This is a genomic window from Ruegeria sp. AB10, from assembly GCF_056542745.1.
This window is the reverse complement of record NZ_JBQGAI010000012.1, coordinates 53,617-69,185: the sequence shown is the minus strand read 5'-3', so window position 1 is coordinate 69,185 and position 15,569 is coordinate 53,617. Positions and strand designations below refer to the sequence as shown.

Here is a 15,569-nt window from a genome sequence, read left to right as displayed (position 1 = left end):
AAACGTTTTTTGGCGCATAAATTACTTGTGCGGCCCTAACCGTCGCACTTGTTTTGGGGCCAGCGGGATTCGGATAAGCCAAATGCCCCTGGCCATCAGGGGTAAGACGCTGCCTTCCCCCTCGGGCAACCCTATTAGACAACACCGTGTCCTCGGCTGCGCCTGCGGGCCGCACCACTATTGTCGAATAGCATTGCCTCGCCCCCATCCGCGTTCGCCACGTGGCAGATCAGCAGGAACAGGCGCCTTCGGCGTCTGATCTGCAAATCAGCCCTGATTTTACCAAAAGGAAGTCAGGATCAATGAAATCGGTCTAGGTGCTGGATGAAGGAAGTGAGGCGAAAAAGGCAAGGTTCTGTCGCTGGTGGCAGAACTATGTGTCGCCTGACATGGTGTCGGGCGACACATAGTTTTGCCATTCATCGACATCTAAGCCTTTGATTTTAAATTCCCCTAGAATAGCACGACGCACGAGTCTTGCCATTTGCGACTCAAAAGTTTTCCATCAAGCTTAAGCCATCGCACAGCGGCAATTGCCCTTCTGTATAACAGTTACGGGCAAAAGCCGTATGCACAGACGGATCGCACACTCTAATTTGCTTTAGGTGGCAACGTGCGAAACATCCCTATCTGGCGAATAGATGTCGAGAATATTCCAATGCCCGGTTGTTGGTGTCGGGTTGTTGATCATTGGCACATCGAGCACGGTTGGCTTGCCACTGGCGATTGCCGCTTCCAATGCGGGCAACAGTTCGTCGGCAGCGCTGAGTCTGTGCCCTTCCGCGCCGTAGGCTCGCGCTATATCGGCATAGCCCGGTCCGTTAGCGGGTGCGGCGGCTGATCCGGGGAACGTGGTTCCATAGGTCAGACCGTAGTGCGCTTTTTGAAGGCCGGCGATCGTTCCGAAGGCGTTGTTGTTCATAACCAGCCAGATGATGCCCAGATCAAGCTCGACAGCTGTCGCCAGCATTGACGGGTTTTGACCAAACCCACCATCGCCAACGAGGCTAAGCACCACGCGATCCGGGGCTGCCAGTTTCGCGCCGATCGCGCCCGGAGGGCCAAAGCCCATCGTCGCGAACCCACCCGGAGTCAGTATTGAACCGGGTGTCAGGATATCGAATTGCTGTCCGACACCGTTCTTGTTCCACCCAACGTCCGTGGTGATGATGGCATCCTCGGGCAGTGCCTTGCGGGTATCTGCCAGAATACGCTCGGGCATCATTGGAAAGGCCGATGAGGTCGCCATTTCCACGTTGCGCGCTTTGAAGTCCGTCCGGAAGCCAGCGATCCTCTGCGCCAGCGTGGGGCGCTTGAAGCCGTCCGGATACATCTCGCGGGCAACCCGGTTGAGGACGCGCAATGCGGCCTTGGCGTCAGCAACGACTCCGATCTCGGTGGGATAGTTCCGACCGATCTCCTGCGGCTCAATGTCGATATGAATGACCTTCGACCCGGGAATGTTGAACGTGTAGCCAGGGTACCAACTTGAACAATCAGCCTCTTTGAACCGAGTGCCCACGGCAAAGATGTAGTCCGCATTCAAGCAGGACTGGTTGACCAGTTCGGTGCCCCAAAACCCGGTCATGCCCAACACCAGCGGATGGTCGTCCCGCAACGCGCCCTTGCCCATCAGGGAATGCGCGACGGGCAGGCCCATATGTTCCACAAATTCTCGCAACTCCTCGCTGGCCTGTGCCAGAAGAATACCACCTCCGACATAAGCGACCGGGTTTTCGGCTTTAGCCAACGCTTCGACAATCTCTCCCGCTGTCTCGTCGTCAATCGACGGTTTCTTGAGCGCGCGCGTGTTGTCGCGAATGCGGTCGAAACTGTCCGAGGGGATCACCTCTGAAAAGATGTCCATGGGGACATTGACCAGTACCGGCCCGGGCTGGCCACTTTCGGCAAGATGAAACGCCTTTTCCAGAATCTCGGCCATCAAGTCTGCGCGATCCACCCGCCAGGCACGTTTGACGAATGGGCGATAGATCTCCCACTGGGCAGCGTCCGCGTGCAGGTTCACCTCCTGATGCGGATGTTTGCCGTAATAATGCGTGGGAATATCACCTGCGATCACGACCATGGGGATACAATCCAGCGCCGCGTTGGCGACCCCAGTGGCGCAGTTTGTCAAACCTGGGGAGAGGTGAGACAAGACCACAGAGGCCTTGCCCGTCACGCGGGCATATGCATCCGCCGCGTGGCTGGCGATTTGTTCGTGCCGTACGGTGACGAAATCGATGGGGCTTTCCGCCAAGGCGGCCAGAACCGCGATGTTCGTGTGGCCGCACAGGCCGAACACATGTTTGACCTCACGACGTTCCAAGAAATCAACGATGTGTTCGGCGACGGTTTTACCGTCCAGTTTGCTTGCGTCCATCACGCGACCTCCTGTCCGTAGAACTCACCGAACAAGTCCGGCTCCGAGGGGCGATCCTCTGGGATGGGACGGCTGACCCAAGTGTAGTTCATCATGTGTTTCATAGTGACGTTTTCGTTGGTGATGTTGCCGCCCCAGATGCCGCAGCCCAGGCTGCTGGTCATAGGCATGCCATTTGTCCAGGCACCCGCATTGGCCTTGGATTGAGGCTGTCGCACCATCATACGGCTGACCGGAGCCAGACGCGCCAACCGGTCGATGTGATCGTCATTGTGGCTGTAGATGCCGCAGGAATGGCCCTTGCCCCCGGTGTTGTAGATCTGGCTGACCGTTTCCAGCGCATCATCGAACGTTTCGAAGTGATAAAGCGCCATCAGCGTGGTCAGTTTTTCCTTGGAGAACTTGTGCTGCGGCCCGATTTGCCCCTGATTTTCAACCATCAGAAACTTGCGATCTTCGGGGATGCTAAAACCGGCGACCTTGGCCGTTTGCTGCGGCGGACAGGCAATGGTCGGAAACGTACGGTTTCCCTTTTCATCCCACATGGCCGCTTCGAGCATGGCCTTCTCTTCATCCGAACACAGGTAGCCTCCCTCGGCTTGAAGCGCCTTGACCATATCGTCGTAAACTGAGCGCTGGATGATGATGTTGCCGTCGGCCGAGCAGCCCGACCCAAAGTCGGAGGTCTTTGAAATACGGGTATTCTGCGCGGCGATATCCAGATCGGCAGTCTCATCAATGACAATGGATGAATTGCCTGCGCCGACACCATAGGCTGGACGCCCTGAACTGTACGCCGCTTTGACCATGGGTTTGCCGCCCGTCGCCAAAGTCAAGTCGCAGATCTCCATCAGATGTTGCGTCAATGAGATCGAGGGTTTGCGAATGGATTGAAACAAGTCCTCGGGGGCACCGGCAGCACGACAAGCTGCACGCATAACCTCGACCATTTCGAAGGTCGTATGAGCGGTTCGCGGGTGCGGGCTGAAAATGACGGCATTCCGGGCGTTGGCGGCGGAAACGCCGGTCACCGGTGGTGTCATCGCTGGGTTAGTCATTGGGATCAGGGATGCGATGACGCCAGCAGGTTTGGCATATTTCACCAGACCTTTTTCCTCATCAACCTCGACGATGCCGGTCGAGGGTGTGCGCAAGACATCTCGCAGCACCATGTGAATCTTGAAGCGCTTCGCTGGGCGGCCTTCGCGATCTCCGATACCGCTCTCATCCACGCCTTGTTGAGCCAGACGCGTGAAGGTTTTCTCATTACCTGCATACCACGCGATGGCCTGAGACAGGCGGTCCAGCCTGTCCTGATCCCAATCCTCGATCTCGGCCATGGCAGCGCGGGCGCGTGCCAGCATATCTGCCGCCATGTTGCGGTCGTTTTCAGTGAGCTCTTTGCCCATGATGATCCTCTTGGTGTTTTGGAATTGTAGCATCGGGCATACGACGCTGTGACCGCGCCTCGCCAAATGTTCGCTTGGCGTGGCTGAGACAGCGACGCGCGTGTTCTTCATATCCCAACTCGGCAACGCGGCTTTGGTTGGGCAGTTCGATGGAATAGTCGACGGGCGGCATCCGTTCGATGATGCCGGTGAAATCGATCCATCCCTCACCGGGATATAGCCGCGCATCGCGGGCCAGTTGGATCATGCCCTCACGCGTATCGGCGATGCCGGGCAGGCAATCAGAGATATGCAGGAAGTGAAACAGGTCCGAGGGGACGTGTAGCAACTCTCCCAAATCCACGCGGCTGAGATGCAGATAAAGCGTATCAACCAGAATACCGCCATTCGGCTGATCGGAGGCGCGGACAATGTCAAGCGCCTCATCCAGAGTACGAAGGCGGGAAAAGCTTGGGAACTCCAGGTCCACTGTTAGCCCGTAGGGTGCCGCCAGTTCGCAGGTTTCCGAATAGACGTCGATCAGGAAGTCACGATCATCGCGGGTATTGGTCCACGCGCTCATGATCATGCGCTTGGCACCCAATTCCCCACCGATCTCAAGAGAAGGCTCAAAACTGCGCGGATCGACATCTTCTGTGATGCGCGCAAGTTCGACATCGAGGACTTTCAAGCCAGTGGTAGAGAGAGCAGTTTTGGTGGCATGCACCTGTGCCTTGTCGATTGGAGATTGAGTGAATTCACCGGGCACATGCATCGGAATGAAGCGGGGGCTGACGGCATCGTAACCGGCCCGCGCGGCGATGTAGACCAACTCGGGCGGCGTACAGCCAATCAGCGTCAGATGCGCCAAGGAATAAAGAGAGGGGCCTGCGCCAGCCTCTTCGGGTTTCACCATGAACGACAGCTCCACGTGTCTGCGAATCTCAAATTCATCACACGTAGTCAAAAATATCAGATATTTTTTAAAATATCAACTTTTATTGCTGAGCAGGAATTGGAAACGCCCGAGCAATGACCCGGGCGCGTTTAACCTATGTGTTGGCAGAGCTTTAGATCGCGACCCAGTCGCCTCCGGACTGATGCGAGCACACAGACGCATCAATGAAACGGACGCCGTCTGCGCCTTGATCGACGCTGGGGTAAGTAAACCAATCGGCCGGAACTGTAACGCCATCCCGGCGTGCAGCCACTGCCATGGCAAATTCCGTATAGAGATTGGCCCAGGCTTCGATAATACCTTCGGGGAAGCCGCGCGCAGTACGGATCAGACGTTCCGCGCCGGGACCGATGCCATGCCCGTGACCTCGGCTGATGATACGATCCGGCTCTCCGAACCGATTGAACTTCAGACGTTCTGAATTCTCTAAGTCCCACTCCAGCCCTCCTTCGCTTCCGAATATGCGCAACCGCAACCCACCGCGGTTTCCGGGGGCAAGGCGTGTCGCCATCAGGGTTCCGGGAACTTCACTTTGGTAACGGGTGAACATGAACACCGTGTCTTCCAAAGGCTTTGGCGCGCCGCAGACATGGAGCTCGGCCCTCAGGTCGGTCATCGGCAGGCCCGAGACAAAGCTGGCCAGATGCGCGGCATGGGTGCCAATATCGCCGACACAACTGGTCGGGCCAGAAATCTTTGGGTCCAGCCGCCATTTGACGTGGGGCGCATCAGCCACATCATCGGGAGTCATCCAGTCTTGCATGAACTCGACGTGGATTTGGTTGATTTTACCGATGCCGCCTTCCGCCACGATTTGTTTGGCCTGACGGATTACTGGAAAACATGACATCGCATAGCCGACAGCAAAGATGTGTCCCGTGCGCGCGGTAATCTCCTCAAGCCCCTCTGCCTCGGCGACTTCGTTGGTCAGGGGCTTATCGCACAGCACGTCAATACCCGCCTCCAGAAAGGCTTTGGCCGCTTCGAAATGAACGTGGTTCGGGGTGGTGATCATCACCGCGTCCACACCATCCGGGCGTGCCGCCTCGGCCTTTGCCATCTCGTCGAAGGACGCATAGCACCGATCGGCCGGCAGGAACCACTCGGCCCCGCGCGCCTTGCTTCGCATGGCGTCAGAACTGAGCGCTCCTGCGACGACCTCCCACCGGTCGGTCATCCGCGCGGCCGTTGCCTGCGTGACAGAGATACGTCCACCGCCAACAACGCCCAGCCGCAAACGGCGAGCCAGACGGGGGAAAGGGCCGTCAAAGTTCAGGTCTTCTGGTAAAAGTCTCTCAGCCATTCTGAACCTCCATGTCCGGAATCCTCGCGCCTTCCGGCAGTATTTCGACCGCCATGAAGATACTGGGGGTGATGGTCTCGTATTGATGCCAGGGGTAGATGCCTTGGGCGTCATACATCGGCTTGTGGGTCGTGCCCGGGGCCATGAATTCTTCGAGGTAAAGGGTTTCAACGTCCCGTTCTCGGCATTGCTGCATTTTGCCGAAGCCAACGATTTGCGTATGCACTTCGCGGAACCCCGGTACCGGGCAGAACGGATGATCCTTGTGCAATCCGACATTCAGCGGCACCGAGCCCGAGTGGTACATGGTCAGTCCAACATTCCCCACGAAGACCTTTGGGGACATGTAATGACTTACACCGCGCAGACGCTCCTCTTGACGGACGTCGAAAGCAGATGGCCATGTATCTTTCACCCATGCGAACAACTCGTTTTCATCGGCATGGGCATCGAAACCGTGGACAATGACTGCACGTTCTACGCCGTTAAGCGCGCTGTCTTGCACGATCACAGAGGAAAGCGGTGCAATGGTCTGCTCCACGACAGAGAGATTTCGCCCCCCAAGGTTAAGAACAATGGCGCGACCCTGGACAGATATTCTGTCTTCATCGGTGATGTGCTTGACGCGAAAGAAGGGCTGCGCAAAATCGAGTGTCTCAATCGGCATACACCAGCTCCTTCCTCTCATCATTCAGGAAATCGACCGGCAGAGGCTCCGGTGCTGCGCAACGGCTTTCTATTGTTTGATACGCTCCGAATTTCGGCGCCCGCTCGATTGCGTCCATGACCTCGAACACATGGTAGGCAAGCGCTCCACTTGCACGGGGTTGGCGTCCTTCTTGTGCCGCCAGAGCCAGATCCAAAAGGCCGAGCCCGCGGCTGTCTTCGTTAAACCCATGTTTGTTTTCGACCACCTGCCAGTCTTCGCGACCGGTTGGACGAGGCTGATGAGACCAGCGCGAGGTGTCCCGCGTTTTCAGCCAGACATCCCCTTGAAAGATATTGGCGCCATGAACCGGGTCAGGATCAGGAATGCTGATGGTCCCGTCTTCACCATAGATCTCGAACCGCGGAGTTTCGCTGTCCCAGACGTCGAAGCTCATGGTCATCGACCCTATAGCTCCGGAAGAGAACTGCAGCAGGCTTAGGGAGTGTGTGTCGACCTCGACGTCCATCCATTCGCCGTTGCGAGGGCCGTTTTCGATCATCCTTTTGTCGAACGTGCGCCGCGCCATTCCGGCGACCCGGTCAACGGGACCAAGACAGCAGATCATCGCGGTCAGATAATATGGCCCAAGGTCCAGCAATGGCCCACCACCCGCCTTATAGTAGAAATCCGGGTTGGGATGATGGCGTTCCGTCCCGTGGGTGCCGACATGGGCAAAAACCCCTGTCGGTTTGCCAATGGCACCCTCATCGATCAAGCGCCGAACGGTCTGCCAGCGACCGCCCAGAAACGTGTCGGGTGCGCAGCCGACCAGTAAGCCCTTTTCAGAGGCCATGTGCAGGATCGCCCTTCCATCCGTTCGATTCATGACCAGCGGCTTTTCGGAATAGACGTGCTTGCCCGCCTCTAGCGCGCGCAGGCTGATTTCGGCATGGGCCGCCGGAATTGTCAGATTCAGAACGCAGTCAATTGTCGGATCGTCAGACACTTCATTTGGCGTGCAGGCCTTGACGATGCCGTATTGATCCGCCTTGGCGCGGCTTTCCGTAGGATCGAGGCTGGCGCAGGCCACGACCTCGACGTTTGCGAATTTGGATAGTGTTTTTAGATAGATATCGCTGATACGACCACAGCCGACAAGGCCGACCCGGAAGGATTTCGATGTCTCACGTGTCATCATTCCTGTCTTCGTAGAGGGGTAAGTAATTCGGGGGCATTGGCCCTTTATTGCGGCCACCCTGGCCCATCTGCTCCCAAGCGTGGGCCAGTATTCCAACCGAGCGCGACAGGCAGAATAGCCCCCGCGACAAGGGGGCGGGAAAGCCAAGTTCGCAGAAGATCACAGCTGTCGCGCCATCGATATTCATGGCAATGGGCCGACCTCCGCGTTGGCGACCAAGTTCGGCCTGAACCTCTTCTCCGATATCGGCAAAGCGGCCAGAAACTGTGCCTTCTGTCGCCGCATCACGAACAAGTTGCATCAATCGTGGTGCGCGTGGGTCGACGGGCTTGTGAAAACGGTGGCCAAAGCCCGAGACGATCTTGCCGTACGTCTCGCGCCAACTGTCCAAGCCATCCCGAACAGCGTCATTCAGCGAAGCTCCCGCATCCATGCGGACTGCGATATCATAGTACAGCTCTGCACACTGCTCTCCTGCCCCGCCATGCACGTCGCCCAGCATGTTCACCGCAGTCGCCATCGCATTATTGAGACCGACCCCGCAGGTGGCGGCCATACGCGCAGCCGCGATTGAAGGGGCCTGCGGACCGTGATCCACGCCTGCGACCAAAGCAGCTTCGAACAAGCACGCTTGCGCGTCGCTGGCCAGATCGCCCCTCACCATCAACCAGATCATCTGCGGAAAAGATACGTTCCCGATCAGGTCCTCTATGGCGTTGCCACGAAACGCGATCTGTCCGGGCTTCATGTCGATGATGGAGGTACGCCACCATTGGCGAACGGCGCGTTCATCCATTGTCATGTTTTCATCCAGCACAGTCATTGAGTCTGCACCTCTTTGAGCGTCTGGGTTTTGCTTTGCGCGGCGAGACGAATGGGCGCGTTACGCGCACCGTAACCGGCATAGCCCATGCGGCGTTCAACAATTTCGAAAAAGAAGCCGTTAAAGATGGGGCGGCTGTATATCTGAAAATACTCAGCACCCCCTGCCCGGTCGTAAAGAATGTTGCCCTGGCGCAGTCGTGCGATCAGATCATGATCTAATCCGAAGGTCGCTTGCAGATCGGCGTAGTAGTTCTCTGGGATCGTCAAACTGGGGAAGCCGGATTTACGAAGGTGATCCGACGTTTCGAAAATGTCGTCCGACTGGAAGGCGATGTGCTGCACCCCTGCGCCAAAGCCATCTTCAAGGAATGACGCAGCCAGTGTTCGCCGCCCAACGGCCCCGTTCAGGTTCAGGCGCACTTCGCCCTCGGGGCTTTCGATAGCCTGGCTTTGCACGACACCGGACGGGTCGGCGACATTCACGATCGGTGATTTCGCCATCTCAAAAGTCGAAATGTAGTAGAGTAGCCAGCTTTGCATCTCATCGTGACGCATCGTCTGGGCCAGATGGTCGATACGGCGCAGGCCGGCTGGTTGAGTGGCCTTGGCTTTCGCAACCGGCTCGAACTCGATGTCCCAGACCCGGTGCAGATCGGACTTCTCATCGATGAAATGCACAACATTGCCGCCAACACCGCGAATGGCCGGGATGTCCAGCTCGCCGGTGCCCACCGGCTGTGAGAAATTTGGTGCGCCGAGCGCTGTCGCGCGCTGAACCGTCTGATCCGCGTCCTTGACACGCAATCCCATGTCACAAACCGAAGGGCCGTGGCCCAGAAACGCCGAATGAGCAAAACCTTCCTTTTCGGTGTTCACAACGATGTTTATCGCACCTTGCCGCCACAACTCGACGGACTTGGTGACGTGTTTTCGCTCCATTCGAAAACACATGGCCGAGAGCATGTCTGCCAGCTGCGTACCGCTCGTTTCGTCGGCTGTAAATTCGACGAACTCAAAGCCTGACGCATAGACACGTTCCGGCAGGTCCGGGATGCCGAAATCCGTTCCCGGCTCGGTCCGCGACACCTCATCCAAAAGGTTCACCAACGACCTATAGCTGTCTCGGGCCAGTGTGCGGCCACCGGGTTGAGGAGCTGCTTCGTTGACGCGCGCAATGGACCAAGGCCCCTTGTAACCGGCGCGCGACAACACCCGCACGAAGCCCGCAAGGTTCAGCGATCCGAGCCCGGGCAAAAGCCCGAAATGCCGCTTGAGCCTGCGGATATCCATCTCAAGCCGGGGTGCATCGGACAGTTGCACATGGAACAGCCGCTCTCCGGGAATGTCCCGAAGGCGGGCTGGTTTGGACCCATCGGCAAGCGAGAAGAAGGAATTCAGGGCCAGCCCGAAATGGGGGCTGTCGATGGCTTCAACGACGCGTAACGCCTGCTCATCCGAGTGAATAAGACCCGACCATGGCAAGCCCATATAGGCCAGACGCATCCCCATTTCTTTAGCGATTTGGGCCGCCTCGCCAAGATCTGCGATTACCTGTTCTTCGGTCGCGGCGACATCGGCCTCGAAGGCAGACCCGATAAGCAGCAATTCCGTTCCCAACTCGCTCATCAGGTCGAGTTTGCGCTTCAGTCGATCAAAGGCGCGCTCACGTCCGGCATCGGGCTGGCCTTCAAGGTTATGGAAGGGTTGCAGCAGGCAAATCTTCAGGCCGAGGTCCGATGCAATTTCACGGACTTGCGATGGCGGTCCGTCAAAAGCGGTTAAATCCGGTTCATGTATTTCGACGCCCCCGAATCCCGCTTCAGCGATGGCGCTCAGTTTTTCGGCCAGATCACCGGGGATCGACGTTGTCGAAACCGAGAGGCACATTATCCCTGATATCCAAACATACGCGGCAACCACAGGACCAGATCCGGCATCAGCATCATGATCACCAGGGCGAAGATGAGAACCGCGAGGAAGGCCCAGATTTCCGAGATGATTTCGCGCAGTGGAATGTCCGTCACGGCGTTGATCACAAAGAGTAGAATGCCATAGGGCGGCGTGATCAGACCGATCATCGAGTTCACGACGACCAGCACTCCGAAATGCACCAGATCAATCCCAAGCGCTTCGCAGGTTGGAATGAACAGGGGCACGATCACAAGAATGATCGTTGTCGCGTCCAACACGCATCCCAGCGCGAGGATCAGCAGATTTACGAGGATCAGGAACACAATCGGGCTGACATCCGAACCCTCCAGCAAGGCTGAGATCGACTGCGGGATCTGTTCCTGAATGACGATGAAGTTCAGAATGAACGCGCCACCAATGACCACCCCGACGGCGGCAGAAGAGCGCGCGCTGTCGACGAACACTTGGTAAAGGCCACGGAAGGTCAGTGCGCGGTAGAACAACGCTGCCAGTAGTAGGGCGTAGAATGCAGCCACGGCTGCAGCCTCGGTCGGAGTGGTGACGCCGCCATATATGCCGTACAGCAGGATTGCGGGCATCAGCAGTGCCGGAAACGCGTTTGCGGTTTTAGCCGGCAATTCGCGCAGCGGAACAGGTTCTTCCAATGCAAAGTTCCGCTTGCCGGCAAGATAGTAGTTCATCGCCATGAGGACGACGCCCATGATCAGGCCCGGAAGAATACCGGCCAAAAACAGCGACCCGATAGACGCCTTTGAAACCAGCGCATACAAAACCATCGGGATCGAGGGCGGAATGATCGGGCCGATCGTCGCCGACGCTGCCGTGATTGCGGCTGCGTAACCTCGGCTGTAGCGCCCATCTTTCGTCATCATCTCAATGATGATCTTGCCGATCCCCGCAGCATCCGCGACAGCCGAGCCGGACATACCGGAAAAGATCAGAGACGCTACCACGTTTACGTGCCCGAGGCCGCCCTTGAACCGCCCGACAGCAGCGACGCAGAAGTTCAGCAAGCGGTCGGTGATCGACCCCGCGTTCATTATATTCGCGGCGACGATGAACAAAGGCACGGCAAGCAGGATCGTGCTTTTGTAGAAGCCTTGCAGGATCTTCTCACCCGCAAGCGCGACGTCCAGTCCGGCCACGCCCAGATACATCAACGAGGCCAGCAGGATGGAATAGCCGATAGGTGTCCCGATGCCTGCCAGTACAAAGAGTGTGAGCAAGCAGGAAAGAAGTTCAAAACTCATTTGCTTGCGTCCTCGTCGTCTTCCACATCAACGCGGGGGTGTTCGTCGACCACGTTGTATCCAACCACCATTTCAAGTTCGGTCTTTGGTGGGCCGTTGCGCATAATGTCAAAGAACAGCCACCCATACCGCGCAGCTACGACCAGCATGAACACTGCATAAATTGTGAACACGGTGCGCAGCGGTATCTTCTCACCCGAGAAGGGGTTGCGAACGGTCGCGGTCTTGCGGATTTTCATCCAGTCGATGTAGTCCCACGTCGGAAGGAAACTGTAGAGCATCCCGACCACAATCGCCGCAGCCGCCAACATCGCAAAGACCTGACGAACGCGCATCGGCACCGAAAGGTAGATGATGTCGAACTTCACGTGATCCCTCTCGCGCACGATGAAGGCGCAGCTAAAAAAGATCACCCAGACCCAGAGGATGCCGATGAGTTCAAGCGTCCAGCCAGCGGGGGTAAAGAAGTACCGCAGAAGAATTTGGAGAAGGAAGATCAGGAAGATTGCCGCCAGCATCCCGCCGGCAATCGCTTCGGTCAGTCGGGAGAACCCCTTTATGAAGCCTTTCATTGTGGTTCTCCCTCCCTTGCGTAGACGAAGTTAGTTGCCCAGAGCGTTGATCTGCTCCAGAACACCGTCCGGCCATGACCCGGCGAACTCGCTTTCCAGATACATCGACTGTACCTGATCGCGGAACGCCGCGAGGTCGGGCTCGTAGACCTCCATGCCCTGCTCTTTGAGGAAGCTCACCAGATCCTCTTCTTTCTGAAGCTGCTTCTGGCGACCGGATTCAGCTGCCGCATCCGCAGCTTCCTGAACCTTAGCCTGCTGTTCCGGTGTCAGCCCGTCCCAAACCTCTTTGCCGATGGCGATATAGTTCAAGTCGACCAAGTGCGATGTCAGAACGATCTGGTTGGTCACTTCGTAGAACTTGGCATCCACGACAGTCGGCAGTGGGTTGTCCTGACCGTCAACAGCACCCGTCGACAGCGCGGTGTAGACCTCAGAGAACGCCATCGGTGTGGGTGCAGCGCCCAGCGCCTTGCCAAGGAACTGCCACGCATCTGTGCCCGGCATTCGAAGGTTCACGCCTTCCAAGTCGGCTGGCGTCGAGACCGTCAGTTCATCTTTGGGCTGGCGCAGGTTCACCTGACGACGGCCCAGATACATGACCGACAGCAGTTTGACGCCCAGCTCTTCCTCGGCCTTTTGCTTGAACGCATCCATCAAGGGATCGTTGAAAACGGCCACTTGATGCGCGGCGTCCTGATGGACGTAACCTGCGGTAAAGATCGAAAACTCGGGGAAGAACTGCGCCAGTTCCTGCGCCGAGGTGATCGACATTTCCAGGTTGCCCCGGCTGATGGCGTCAAGCTCGGTGCCCTGAGCGAAGATGGTGCCGTTATAGCTGGGCTCATAACTTGCGAAATCAGCAACCATGGGCGCGAAAACCTCGGCCATAGCGACCGAACGCTGGTCGGTCTCCGATCCTGATGTTGCGAGGCGAAGTTGCACTTTGTCTTCCGCCAGCGCACCGCTTGTTGCGCTAAACAGAACACCGGTTGCAACCAGGGCTGATACAGCAGCCCGGCGGGTAAGTTTGGTAATCACTTTGCTCCTCCCTGAGACATCATGATGCTTCTTTTTTGCGATTCAGAGTTTTGACCTATTTTGGACATTTTGCAAGATTTTTTGCAAAATATCAGATATTTTTTATTACCTGCAGTCTTTGTTGCTGCATTTCTTGAAGGCTTCCTATCGTGACAGTCTCGCCAGTCCTGCAGGAATTTTGAATGGCTTCAATGACTTGAAGTGTTCTGAAACCTTCCCACCCGGACACAATCGGATTTGCTTCGTTCCGAGCTACTTCAACAAAGTGCCCGAGTTGATTGACCAGAGGGTCAGACGCACCCTTCTTCAGCGCGGTTGATGAGATTAGCGTCCACCAGTCCCTTTGCTCTCTCTGGTAACTCCACAGGCGAAGATCGGGAACGGACAACGAACCATGAGAGCCACCTATCATGTAGCAACTCTCAGTGGTCGAAGGATAGATTGGATATTCCTGAGATGTCATCTCCCAGCTCCACGGAGCGACGATGCTGTCGGATACACTTATGGTCCCAATCGCCCCGCTTTCAAACGTCAACAGCGCACCAGCAACATCTTCGTTGTCATAACCACGCTGCGATGCAGCCGCCTGCGCTTGAACGGTCACTACCTCTCCGGCCAGATGCCGCAGAAGATCCACATCATGGACAAGATTGACCGAGATGGGTCCTGCACCAGGTTTCTTTCGCCAAGGCGCGGCATCAAAATACTCGTCTGGCTTATAAAACCAGCAATTCGCATGGACAGCTCGCACATCTCCAATCCTCCCATCGACAATGGCTTCCTTCGCTGACCTGATCAGAGGATTGTGGCGACGATGATGTCCGACCATCAGTGGCACATTCGCCTTCTCCGCTGCTTGAACAAGCTCAAGTGCAGCGGTGGCTTCCACGGCGATCGGTTTTTCGACAAGAATGGGACAACCATGTCGAACACACATGAGACCTTGTTCAACATGAAGCGTGGTCGGTGTCGCAAGCACAGCTCCGTCTGGCGTCTGATTTGCAAACATTTCCTCGAGGGTCTCGTAACATGCGACCCCGTGCTCAACGGCGTAAGCACGACCTTCATCGCTGGGGTCCACCACCGCGACGAGATCAACATGGCGCAACGCTCGGATAGCGTCTGCGTGGCGTCGTCCAACAAGACCAATGCCGACAATGGCAATGCGAAAGTTCTTAGACACTTTGCTTCCTTCCAGAGGGTCCGGAAAATCCCGAAACCGATGATAGCGATCGGGCTGCTTTGCCCAACTTGGCCACGACCGTATTGGGGTTTTCGCGATTCCGCAATAATGTATGATATTTTTATTTTTACCATACATCAGTTTGGATTGCTGATGTCTCTGAAAAATGCTAATTGAACGAGGAAACTGATAATATCGGGTGAAACGCATGGCGAAACAGCCGTCTACGATAGGTGCAAGCACCTATCAGCGCATCAAGCGGGACATCATCTTCGGGGAGTTGCAGCCCGGCTCCAAACTGAAGCTGGACGCCTTGAAGGAACGCTACTCGGCAAGCCTTTCGACACTTCGTGAAACGCTGAACAGGCTCGCCAGCGACGGATTTGTCGAAGCTCCTGAGCAACGGGGGTTCCTGGTCACGCCAGTTTCACGAGAAGACCTAACCGAGATTTCAGAGCTGCGCGTACTGTTGGAATGCCACGCGTTGGTGTTGTCCATTGCGAACGGCGACACGGACTGGGAAGGCAATCTGGTTGCCGCACACCACAAACTTCACCTGATGGAACAGCAGCTTCTCAAGGGCGACGAGTCCGAGAAAGAAACCTGGAAACGATATGATTGGGAGTTTCACCAGGCGATGATCGCAGCCTGCAACTCCAAGAACCTTCTGTCTCTGCACTCGATCATCTACGACAAGTACCTGCGGTATCAGATGCTAGTGTTGACTTATCGCGGTGAAGAGGCCGTCAAGGAGCACAAGGGCATGTTCGATGCCGCGCTGGCCAGAGACGCCGACACGGCCAAGAAACTGTTGGAAGATCACATCCGAAACGGTCTCTCACATACGCTTGAAGCTATGTAGCTCGCTGTTGTTTCTGCCTATCACC

At 56.6% G+C, this 15,569-nt stretch carries 13 protein-coding genes; 1 reads left to right on the top strand and 12 read right to left on the bottom strand.

Annotation, left to right across the window (positions count from 1 at the left end; all coding sequences use genetic code 11):
- Nucleotides 1-601 precede the first annotated feature (601 nt).
- The 12 genes from ACR0NT_RS17525 to ACR0NT_RS17470 all read right to left on the bottom strand — a co-directional run bounded on the left by ACR0NT_RS17525 (nucleotide 602) and on the right by ACR0NT_RS17470 (nucleotide 14,892).
- Entirely contained in the window at nucleotides 602-2,383 is a 1,782-nt protein-coding gene (locus ACR0NT_RS17525; RefSeq protein ID WP_170674890.1) for a thiamine pyrophosphate-binding protein, read from the bottom strand.
- On the bottom strand, nucleotides 2,383-3,792 hold the full coding sequence (locus ACR0NT_RS17520) for an aldehyde dehydrogenase family protein (RefSeq protein ID WP_170674888.1): 1,410 nt from the start codon (nucleotides 3,790-3,792) through the stop codon (nucleotides 2,383-2,385). The genes ACR0NT_RS17525 and ACR0NT_RS17520 overlap by 1 nt, the downstream gene beginning before the upstream one ends.
- The gene (locus ACR0NT_RS17515; protein WP_170674886.1) at nucleotides 3,773-4,687 is read right to left on the bottom strand and encodes a sugar phosphate isomerase/epimerase family protein; all 915 of its coding nucleotides are present in this window, start codon (nucleotides 4,685-4,687) and stop codon (nucleotides 3,773-3,775) included. Before ACR0NT_RS17515 ends, ACR0NT_RS17520 begins: the two co-directional genes overlap by 20 nt.
- Before the next feature lie 154 nt (nucleotides 4,688-4,841).
- Entirely contained in the window at nucleotides 4,842-6,032 is a 1,191-nt protein-coding gene (locus ACR0NT_RS17510) for a Gfo/Idh/MocA family protein (RefSeq protein ID WP_170674884.1), read from the bottom strand.
- Nucleotides 6,025-6,699, bottom strand: a complete 675-nt coding sequence (locus ACR0NT_RS17505; protein WP_170674882.1) for a hypothetical protein — start codon at nucleotides 6,697-6,699, stop codon at nucleotides 6,025-6,027. The genes ACR0NT_RS17510 and ACR0NT_RS17505 overlap by 8 nt, the downstream gene beginning before the upstream one ends.
- The gene (locus tag ACR0NT_RS17500; RefSeq protein WP_480443437.1) at nucleotides 6,689-7,876 is read right to left on the bottom strand and encodes a Gfo/Idh/MocA family protein; all 1,188 of its coding nucleotides are present in this window, start codon (nucleotides 7,874-7,876) and stop codon (nucleotides 6,689-6,691) included. Before ACR0NT_RS17500 ends, ACR0NT_RS17505 begins: the two co-directional genes overlap by 11 nt.
- The gene (locus ACR0NT_RS17495) at nucleotides 7,866-8,702 is read right to left on the bottom strand and encodes a citryl-CoA lyase (RefSeq protein ID WP_480443434.1); all 837 of its coding nucleotides are present in this window, start codon (nucleotides 8,700-8,702) and stop codon (nucleotides 7,866-7,868) included. Before ACR0NT_RS17495 ends, ACR0NT_RS17500 begins: the two co-directional genes overlap by 11 nt.
- Nucleotides 8,699-10,591, bottom strand: a complete 1,893-nt coding sequence (locus ACR0NT_RS17490) for a sugar phosphate isomerase/epimerase and 4-hydroxyphenylpyruvate domain-containing protein (protein WP_170674878.1) — start codon at nucleotides 10,589-10,591, stop codon at nucleotides 8,699-8,701. Before ACR0NT_RS17490 ends, ACR0NT_RS17495 begins: the two co-directional genes overlap by 4 nt.
- Nucleotides 10,591-11,886, bottom strand: a complete 1,296-nt coding sequence (locus ACR0NT_RS17485; protein ID WP_074736095.1) for a TRAP transporter large permease — start codon at nucleotides 11,884-11,886, stop codon at nucleotides 10,591-10,593. Before ACR0NT_RS17485 ends, ACR0NT_RS17490 begins: the two co-directional genes overlap by 1 nt.
- Nucleotides 11,883-12,458: a TRAP transporter small permease subunit gene (locus ACR0NT_RS17480; protein ID WP_170674876.1), complete on the bottom strand. Its 576-nt coding sequence runs from the start codon at nucleotides 12,456-12,458 to the stop codon at nucleotides 11,883-11,885. Before ACR0NT_RS17480 ends, ACR0NT_RS17485 begins: the two co-directional genes overlap by 4 nt.
- 30 nt (nucleotides 12,459-12,488) lie before the next feature.
- Nucleotides 12,489-13,499 carry a TRAP transporter substrate-binding protein DctP gene (dctP, locus tag ACR0NT_RS17475; protein WP_170674874.1) on the bottom strand — a complete coding sequence of 337 codons (1,011 nt, stop codon included), beginning with the start codon at nucleotides 13,497-13,499 and terminating at the stop codon, nucleotides 12,489-12,491.
- Nucleotides 13,500-13,590: 91 nt separating this feature from the next.
- A complete protein-coding gene (locus ACR0NT_RS17470; protein WP_480443431.1) occupies nucleotides 13,591-14,892 on the bottom strand; it encodes a Gfo/Idh/MocA family protein in 1,302 nt (433 codons plus the stop codon).
- On the opposite strand from ACR0NT_RS17470, the gene ACR0NT_RS17465 reads away from it, so the two are divergent.
- A complete protein-coding gene (locus ACR0NT_RS17465; RefSeq protein ID WP_170674872.1) occupies nucleotides 14,891-15,544 on the top strand; it encodes a GntR family transcriptional regulator in 654 nt (217 codons plus the stop codon). The two genes, ACR0NT_RS17470 and ACR0NT_RS17465, sit on opposite strands and share 2 nt — an antisense overlap.
- The last annotated feature ends 25 nt before the right edge of the window (nucleotides 15,545-15,569 follow it).

What these genes read in the sequence shown, in the direction of transcription:
- ACR0NT_RS17500 (WP_480443437.1), bottom strand. Translation starts at nt 7,876, where the DNA reads ATGACACGTGAGACATCGAAATCCTTCCGGGTCGGCCTTGTCGGCTGT.
- ACR0NT_RS17465 (WP_170674872.1), top strand. Translation starts at nt 14,891, where the DNA reads ATGGCGAAACAGCCGTCTACGATAGGTGCAAGCACCTATCAGCGCATC.
- ACR0NT_RS17470 (WP_480443431.1), bottom strand. Translation starts at nt 14,892, where the DNA reads ATGCGTTTCACCCGATATTATCAGTTTCCTCGTTCAATTAGCATTTTT.
- ACR0NT_RS17510 (WP_170674884.1), bottom strand. Translation starts at nt 6,032, where the DNA reads ATGGCTGAGAGACTTTTACCAGAAGACCTGAACTTTGACGGCCCTTTC.
- ACR0NT_RS17485 (WP_074736095.1), bottom strand. Translation starts at nt 11,886, where the DNA reads ATGAGTTTTGAACTTCTTTCCTGCTTGCTCACACTCTTTGTACTGGCA.
- ACR0NT_RS17525 (WP_170674890.1), bottom strand. Translation starts at nt 2,383, where the DNA reads ATGGACGCAAGCAAACTGGACGGTAAAACCGTCGCCGAACACATCGTT.
- ACR0NT_RS17515 (WP_170674886.1), bottom strand. Translation starts at nt 4,687, where the DNA reads ATGGTGAAACCCGAAGAGGCTGGCGCAGGCCCCTCTCTTTATTCCTTG.
- ACR0NT_RS17480 (WP_170674876.1), bottom strand. Translation starts at nt 12,458, where the DNA reads ATGAAAGGCTTCATAAAGGGGTTCTCCCGACTGACCGAAGCGATTGCC.
- ACR0NT_RS17505 (WP_170674882.1), bottom strand. Translation starts at nt 6,699, where the DNA reads ATGCCGATTGAGACACTCGATTTTGCGCAGCCCTTCTTTCGCGTCAAG.
- ACR0NT_RS17490 (WP_170674878.1), bottom strand. Translation starts at nt 10,591, where the DNA reads ATGTGCCTCTCGGTTTCGACAACGTCGATCCCCGGTGATCTGGCCGAA.
- ACR0NT_RS17495 (WP_480443434.1), bottom strand. Translation starts at nt 8,702, where the DNA reads ATGACTGTGCTGGATGAAAACATGACAATGGATGAACGCGCCGTTCGC.
- ACR0NT_RS17520 (WP_170674888.1), bottom strand. Translation starts at nt 3,792, where the DNA reads ATGGGCAAAGAGCTCACTGAAAACGACCGCAACATGGCGGCAGATATG.